Source organism: Acidobacteriota bacterium, assembly GCA_021161905.1.
Classification (GTDB): Bacteria; Acidobacteriota; B3-B38; order Guanabaribacteriales; family JAGGZT01; genus JAGGZT01.
In genome coordinates, this window is the sequence record JAGGZT010000062.1 from 20404 (window position 1) to 28016 (window position 7613).

The window sequence follows — 7613 nt, forward strand, 5'->3', positions numbered from 1 at the left end:
GAGTTAGACCCGGGATGGGGAACGGGGTCTATATTCGCTTCCTTCCCCTACGGGTGAAGAAAGCGATTAGCTAAGTCTCCCCCAGCAGCTCTCCCCGAAGGAAGCTGTGTTTACCCCCATCCCGGGTCTTTACTTTAATTTTAGCTCCTGTTTTTCATTTTAACAACGATTACTGTCAATTTTTGACAGTTTACTCCTTTTTAATCAAAAATCCTCCTTTTTTCTATGGAATTGTCCCAGGACCTTTCATCCTTGAGTGAAGAGGCAACTCGGGAGTAAGAAGTTTATTTCCATCGCCTTATATGATAGAATTATATTAGTTAGGGCGAGATTAGCCGGAAAGATTGGCGCTATCCTTTAATGAGGAGAATGAATAATGAGGGAGAGGCTTTATTCTTTATCTTTTGTTTTTTGCTTCACTTTTCTGCTCTTCTTATTGCTCGCTGTAGGGGACCTCAATGCCCAGCAGATAAAGGTAAAGCAGGTAGAGAAAAAATACCAGTTTGTTAAATCGCCCAAGTCAGGACTATTCCTCAATGTCTGGCAGGAGTTTAGGTGGAGAAATGCCCAGGGGAAGAAGGTCAACATAACCAGGATAAGATATCGCCAGGTGAAGAGGGACCTCGAATTCGAAATCTATCTCAAATCCGCCAACCCAAATCGTCCCTTCCTTATTCCCCGAGGAGTATCCCTTTATATCTGGTCCCTTCTTCCCGATGGTTTCACAATGGCGGATTTTAGAGTACCGCTTACGGTGCGTCGCGACTCAAGGATATATAGGGAAGGTAATCACCTTCCCCCGGATGAAGGGGTGGTGGAAGCTCGGTGGAAGAACCCCCCACTTTTGGCTTACATCGGTTCCTTTAAGGTCTATGTTGGCATTAGGCTTACTCCTGGTACTCCGAAGCCCGGCTATCTTGCCCCCGATTCCTGCGCGGTTTCACCGGTTCGCACTGTTCCTCGCAAGTTTCACCTTCCTTGGCCCCCCAAACCAACCATCTCCTCGGTATCACCGACGAGGGCAAAGGAGGGGAAGGTGATCACCATAAGGGGGAAGGACCTTCCTTACGACTTCTGGCATAGGACCCCGGGGATGAAGATAAGTAGGATCTCCCATTATGGTTATGCCAAGGTATTTTTCCACGATGTAAATGTGGGGGGAACGAAGGAGCGAGAGGGGGAGATATTGTCCTTCAGTTATAAGGAGATGAAGGTCAGGGTTCCCCAGGGGGCGGAGACAGGACCGGTGAGGTTGAACTATTCCGTGTTTTCCTGGGGAGCAAGGGAGTTTAGCACGCCGATTATAAATCGACTGGTGGTGTTAAAACCCCCGGAGATCAGCAAAGTAGAACCAGCGCCTGCCGCGCCCGGTGAGAAGGTGGTGATAAGGGGTAATAATTTTTGGGATCAAAGTAGGGGCACTTCCCGAACCAGGGTTCTCTTTGGCGACAAAGAGGTGCCTTTTGGTGGGAGCCCAGGGTATCTCTCCCTTTATGTGCCCAACCTACCGCCGGGAAGATATAAGGTTACCGTCTCGAACAGAGACGGGGAGGATTCGGCCTATGTCCAGCTAATTCTTCGCCCTCCGGTCATCAAGTCCGTTTTCCCCCGTGAGGGCAGGGTTGGCGATGTGATCTTCATCTACTCGAAGAATATAGATTTGTGGGAGGGATCAACCCGGGTATATATAAACGGTGTTCCCGCCGAGATACTCGAGATGAAGGAGCGAGCAGGCTTTAAGGATGTATCTGTCAAGGTAAGGATACCGAAGGGGGCATCGAGCGGTCCCATCTCCATCTATACCAAGTGGGGAAAAACCGATTCCCTTAAGAGTGATCCCCCGTTCACCTTCAATATAGTGAAATAGGGGAAAGTAGGTACCATAAAAATAGGGAGGGGCAACGCCCCTCCCTATCTTTTATTAGTTCGTTTCCCTACTTCTTCGCCGGTTCCTTGAAGGTCAATCGCTCGGGAAGGGAATCCACCTTCCAGGTGATGAGGTAGATCAACCTCGCCACCTTGGCTATCTTTTCGAAATCGATCTTATCCACGGTATCGGTTGGCTGGTGGTAGTCGGTATCGCCTGGGGAGTAGAAGTAGATGATCGGCACCTTATGCTCGAAGAAGGAGTAATGATCGGAGCCCGGGGAGGGTCTTGGGGACAGGTTAACGGAGAAGATAAGCCCGACATTCTTGTTCGCCCTCTCCGCTATCTTCTTCAGGATGGGGCAATGGATGGTGCCACTCACATTCACCAGCCTCTTCGTGTCCTTTGGCTTCATCTTGGCTAAGAAGGGGTAACGCTTCTTGTTTCTCTTCACATATTCGGGGAATTTCTCCGGGGCGACATCCCTTCCGATCATATCCATATTGACATTCAGGATCGTCTTCTTGATGGGGATGAGGGTGGGGTGTTCCGTGTAATAGCGGGAGCCAAGAAGCCCCTTCTCCTCACCGCTCCAGAGGGCGAAGATTATCGTCCGCTTTGGCTTCACCGGATTGAGGGCAAAGGCACGAGCAAGCTCCATTACCGCCACCGAACCAGAGCCGTTGTCGTCCGCCCCGTTCCAGACATATCCATCTCTCGTGCCCAGATGGTCGTAATGGGCGCCGATAACGATCGCCTCGTTCTTGAGGACAGGATCGGATCCCTCCACCATACCGAGGAGGTTCCTCGTCACCTTTACCTCACCCTTCACCTCCATATTGATGGTGGCTTCTACCCCGGGGAGGGCGAAGGAGTTCGGGGAGAGGGTATCATCTATCTTCTTCTTGAGCTCACCTATGGAGACCCCTTTGACAGATAGGATCTCGTTAGCCACCCGCTCGGAGACGGTGAGGGAGATCATACTTCTTTCCACTCTTCCCTTGAGGTTGGGGATGTACATCCGGTGCCCCGGTCTCTGGATGTAATCCCCTTCGATATAGGGACGGTTTGTCGCCACCATCCGATAGAAGGAGCTCATCCCTTTCTCTGCGGTATCCACCATAAAGCAGGCAACCGCTCCCTTTTCCTCAAGCTTTTTGAACTTCTCCCTCATCATCATATAGCGACGGCGACGATCCACCTTTTTCTTCCTGTAATAGGGACTCTTGGGATTTTTCTCTCCAGGAAACCCGCTGAGTATGAGGACGATTTTACCCTTGACATCAAGGCCAGCCAGATCGTCGTAATTCGCTTTCTTATCCACCAGACCGTAGCCAGCGAAAACCACCGGAGCCTTAAGGGATTGGCTAACTGGCTCGCCCCCCCTTCCGAAGTAGAAGTCAACCCCATAGGAGAACTTCACCTTCCTCTCTTTTCCCTCCGATATCGCGATGTACGAGGAATCGAGATACTCATACTCCACCACCGGGAAGTACTGGAAGTAGCTTCTCTTGCCGTTTACGATCTCTCCTGCCGGCTTTACTCCCCAGAGCTGATACAGGCTTGCCACATAGTCGCCGGCGATGTGGAGCCCTTTTCTCGCTGTTTCCCGTCCTTCAAGATAGTTGGAGGCGAGGAAGTGGAGATAGTTTGATACATCTTCCGCCTTTATCGCCGAAAAACCGGGTTTGATCTTCGGGTCTATCCCGCTTTTGGAGGCGCTGGTAAAACCGGTGCCGATAAGAAGAAAGGTGGTGAGCAAAAAGCAGAGGAATAAACTTTGCCTCTTACTAAACCAATATTTCATCCTTTCACCTCCTTGAAGTTATCTTTTTAAGGGAAAATAATATCACAGATGTTACCCGGTAAAAAGGAGTAATTGAAGGATTCTGGCAGAAACTCTACCTTGAAGGTGTAAAGAGGGATGGTTTGATCGTTGTTTAACGGGAGAACACCCCCTAAGGAGGTGAGAACCAAGAAGGCGAATGCCAGAGGGAAGCAGGTTAACGAAGATCTTTGGGTACGACGATAATGGCTGCTAAGATGTATAAGATGAGGAAGATAAGAAAGAAGCGTGCCAGGAGGAAGAAGTATCCCACTGTCAAAGCCAACTCGCCAACTACGCTTAGGATTGTCATCAAAGTGGATTTTTTCTCTTCCTCCTCCCCCTTTATTTCTCCTTTTACATCCTCCGCCGAGAAGGGTTGAGCAGAGATGGAGGCTTCGTCCGTATTTAATCCATCTTTCCCCTGTTCCCAAGCCAGTATCGCCTGGTAGGCGGTTTCTATCTCCTTTCTCCTTTTGGCTACCTCCTCCCTTAAGGTTTTATCGGTGGGGAATCGCTCCGGGTCCCAGATCCGTAGTAGGTCATGATATGCCTCTTCGACCTCCTTCCTCGAGGCGTGGGGGGTGAGGTTTAGAACCTGATAATGGTGGAGAATGCTCATAGCCTTATCCTCCTCGTCGACTCAGGGTTCCTCCCACAGATCGTCCTCAAAAAGAGGATCCTCGTTAAGCCCCTGGTAATGGGGGTATGGTTCAAAGGGAAATAGGTCTCTCATAAGTTTCCTCTCTAAAGGATCCCTCAGATCGTCAAAGAGAAGGGGGGAGGACCAATATCTCCCCCACCGCCTCTCCTTCCTGAGAGGGCTCCCCATATAGGGGGAGGTTGAGAGGAGGAGGTGATCGGCTGAGGGATACCAGTCCTCCCCGAGAAGAAAGGAGGGATTGTGCCCCACGGGGATAGGGGGTAGAGGAGCTTCTTCGTTCCTTTCTCCTTCAGCCATAAGGCTGTCGTATTCCTCTCCCCATTGGTCTGGAAGAGGGGAGGGGGCTCGTTCTTCGGAGAGTGCCTTTTTTATTAGATGGTATGCCATTCCTCCCCAGAAGCATCCCGGATATATAAAGACTATGTGGAAGAGAAGGCAGAAGATTATGAACGCTGTGCATAGAATCTTCCCAACAATAGAAATAAATACCGATTTGGTAGAGGAGCTTCTCTCCGCTCGTTCAGCTCCATAATAGCCATAGGAATGGCTTTCGTAGCCGTAGTTTTGATATCGATGGCTACCATTTTGATGGTAATAATACCTCTCCCCTTCTCTCTGGTTCCAGGAAGCGTCTCCTTCCTCGGGGGGTAGGTTGGTGATCAGGTGATAGGCTTCGTTTATCTTTTTGAGCATCTCCTCTGCTTTTTCCCTCAGCCGAGGGTCCTTTCCCAACCGATCTGGATGCCATACCTTCACCAGCATCCTGTATGCCTTCTTTATCTCTTCTGGCGAGGCTCCCCGGTTGACCCCAAGTATGCGGTAGCATTCATCCCTATTCATCATTGGATTATCGATACCTCCTTTTAGCGATTATAATTCCTTCTACTGACAGGAATTGTCAGAAAAGGGGGTTAAAGGATGGAATTAGGCGGGGAAATCCGCTTACTCAAGCCCCTCTAATAACTCACCTGCTCGCCCGTGGAAGTAGTCGAGGTCGGGGTCGTCCCAATTGAACTTGAGGGCGACCTCCTTCATCATCTCCACCGCATGATCTTCGATCCCTGCTCGCCATTCGGAGAGGGGATAGGCGCGTTCCACTACGATCTTTGCAATACGACAGCGATATTCAGCCTTGGCGAAGGAGGAATCGAGGAAGACCAATTTCCGTCCCTCGGTTCCGAGAAGCCTCAGATGGATGGTTATCGGCTCCTCCTCTATATTCAGGTAATCGTACAACCTGACCATAGTATAGATGGCGCTCACGATATATTTGATGGTACTCTCCGCAGAGAGGAAGGGGGAGCTGTTCTGATCCCTCGCCACCACCTCCTCCCACATCAGCTTCCGGTGGTAGAAGAACCCCGACTGATACAACCGGAAGAAGATGAGTCGGGGAAGCCCGTCGATCAAGGCGGCGTAGGGGTTTCTGTGTTCGATCCCCTCCTGAAAGAAGTAGGTCGTCTCCGGGGTGACGGTGACGAATGAGGAGCCCTTGAAATCGAGGCTCACCTTCTCCAGCGCCGGCTTGAGCTCGGCTAAGGAGAGCTTATACCGAATGAACCGTTCAGGGGATAGGCTTACCTCCCGGTATCCTTGATAGTCTTTATTCTTGTAAGGATTTGTCCGCTCGAAGGCTTCGATCGCCTCCTTCAGTTGGGTTTCGAACCCCTTCCTCGTCCTCGTCTCGGGGAATACGCTTCCTGTCTTCAGGATGGAGCGGAATGATTTTATCAGTCGTTCCTCCCGGTTCCTCACCGCCTGTTCGATCACCGCCTGAAGATCGGCGGAGTGCTTGACCGGAGCGCTTTCGTTGTTGTCGGTGCGGACATAGATGGTGGGAGCGGAGAGTGCACCAGGGTAAGGCTTTACGCATATATGGGGGATGTTGGGAAAGGGGGGGACCTTTATGATGACGAAGTATTTCCCCTCGCAGATGACCTTAAGCAGGGTGGTGTTTATCGGAGGATCAACATAGTTCTGGAGGAAGGTGTTGAACCGGGTGGTCTCGAACGAAGCGAGCTGTTCCTCGTTGAGACCTACCGGTTCGAAGCCGTCGCCCTTCTCCGCCACCCCGATGACGATGAAACCTCCCTTGGTGTTCGCCAGGGCGAGGACATCCTTCACCAGTTCGCAGCAGGCGCCTTTGTCGCTCTCGTCCCAGAGAAGTGGTCCCTTGTAATCGAGATCCTTGGACTCAAATCCCCGGTAGATGAGGCCACAGAGACGATGGCTCCGCTTATATTTGCCATCCTCCTTATGTGCCACCGAAATCTCCTTCGTCCCGTATTATATCGTAATTTCGGGGAGATTTCTCGGTAAAAAATAAAAGCCTCTCCTTTGGAGAGGCTTTTTACGATAGGATTTCCCTTTATCTTTTTATCTTGATAAGGGTCCAGGGATGGGCGAGGATATCCTCCATAACCGGCTTCAGGTAGTTTTCTTCCGGATGCTTGGCTAAATATTGGTCCGCCTTGAAGGATATACCGCAAGGATGTCCCCATACCGCCCACATCTCCCACTTTAGGAGCATATCGGTGGTTATCACCTTCCCATCGACCGCTCCTACTGGGCGGAATGGCTTGCCATCAGAAAGTCGGGGATCCAGATCGTGATGTCCGCATATGGTGTTTCCTGAGGGGGTCTCCTGCCCCAATGAGGTATCGAAGTGGTCCGCCAAGAACCTCTTTGCCAGTTCCGCATCGATCTTCCCCCAGTTCTCCTTAAGGAGCTGTTCCCAGCGGCGAGCCCGGGCAACCCCGGAGAGGTTTTTATTCTCGTAGTCGTATTTGGTCTCCGCCTTCCTGAACTCCGGGTCCATAGCGATATTACAACCGTAATAAGCCCCCGATTTCGTCCGCCACAGCTTATGATGCCTCAAGCCGAGCTCGAGCCTCGCTATCTCCCCGGTCTTGGCGTCCCCGATGAGCCAGTCGTTGGCGTACTCCCCGGTATTCCCCTCGAGCATAATCGCCACCCACTCGTCGATGGAGTCGGCATACTGGGTCGCCTTCCGCAGGCGGATGCTCTCCGGTATCCCGTTCATATCCACCCCACCGGTATAGCCGGAGATAGTGGTCTCGGTTACCATTATCCCGGCGTCGTTTACTATCCAATCGGGTCCAGAATGGATAGAGCCGGGGCAGGTCTGAGTGATCATCCGATGCCCCTTGGTCGGCTTTATGTCGAGGATGATGTTCCAATCAACCCCCATAGGATAAAGAAGCCAGGTGTTGTGTGCCATCACTATCTTCCCATCC

6 protein-coding genes are annotated in these 7613 nt (G+C 51.3%); 1 reads left to right on the top strand and 5 read right to left on the bottom strand.

The window, feature by feature from the left end; translation table 11 throughout:
- Positions 1-376: 376 nt before the first annotated feature.
- Positions 377-1867, top strand: coding sequence for an IPT/TIG domain-containing protein (locus tag J7L64_08550; GenBank protein MCD6452391.1), 1491 nt, complete (start codon positions 377-379; stop codon positions 1865-1867).
- Between the two features lie 67 nt (positions 1868-1934).
- On the opposite strand, the gene J7L64_08555 is transcribed toward J7L64_08550, so the two are convergent.
- The 5 genes from J7L64_08555 to J7L64_08575 form a co-directional block, all read right to left on the bottom strand.
- Positions 1935-3674, bottom strand: coding sequence for a M20/M25/M40 family metallo-hydrolase (locus tag J7L64_08555; protein ID MCD6452392.1), 1740 nt, complete (start codon positions 3672-3674; stop codon positions 1935-1937).
- A 196-nt stretch (positions 3675-3870) separates the two neighbouring features.
- Entirely contained in the window at positions 3871-4314 is a 444-nt protein-coding gene (locus tag J7L64_08560; protein ID MCD6452393.1) for a DnaJ domain-containing protein, read from the bottom strand.
- A 21-nt stretch (positions 4315-4335) separates the two neighbouring features.
- The gene (locus tag J7L64_08565; protein MCD6452394.1) at positions 4336-5196 is read right to left on the bottom strand and encodes a DnaJ domain-containing protein; all 861 of its coding nucleotides are present in this window, start codon (positions 5194-5196) and stop codon (positions 4336-4338) included.
- Between the two features lie 102 nt (positions 5197-5298).
- A complete protein-coding gene (locus J7L64_08570; GenBank protein MCD6452395.1) occupies positions 5299-6621 on the bottom strand; it encodes an ATP-binding protein in 1323 nt (440 codons plus the stop codon).
- Positions 6622-6724: 103 nt separating this feature from the next.
- On the bottom strand, positions 6725-7613 hold an 889-nt coding region (locus J7L64_08575), incomplete at its 5' end, for a hypothetical protein (GenBank protein MCD6452396.1).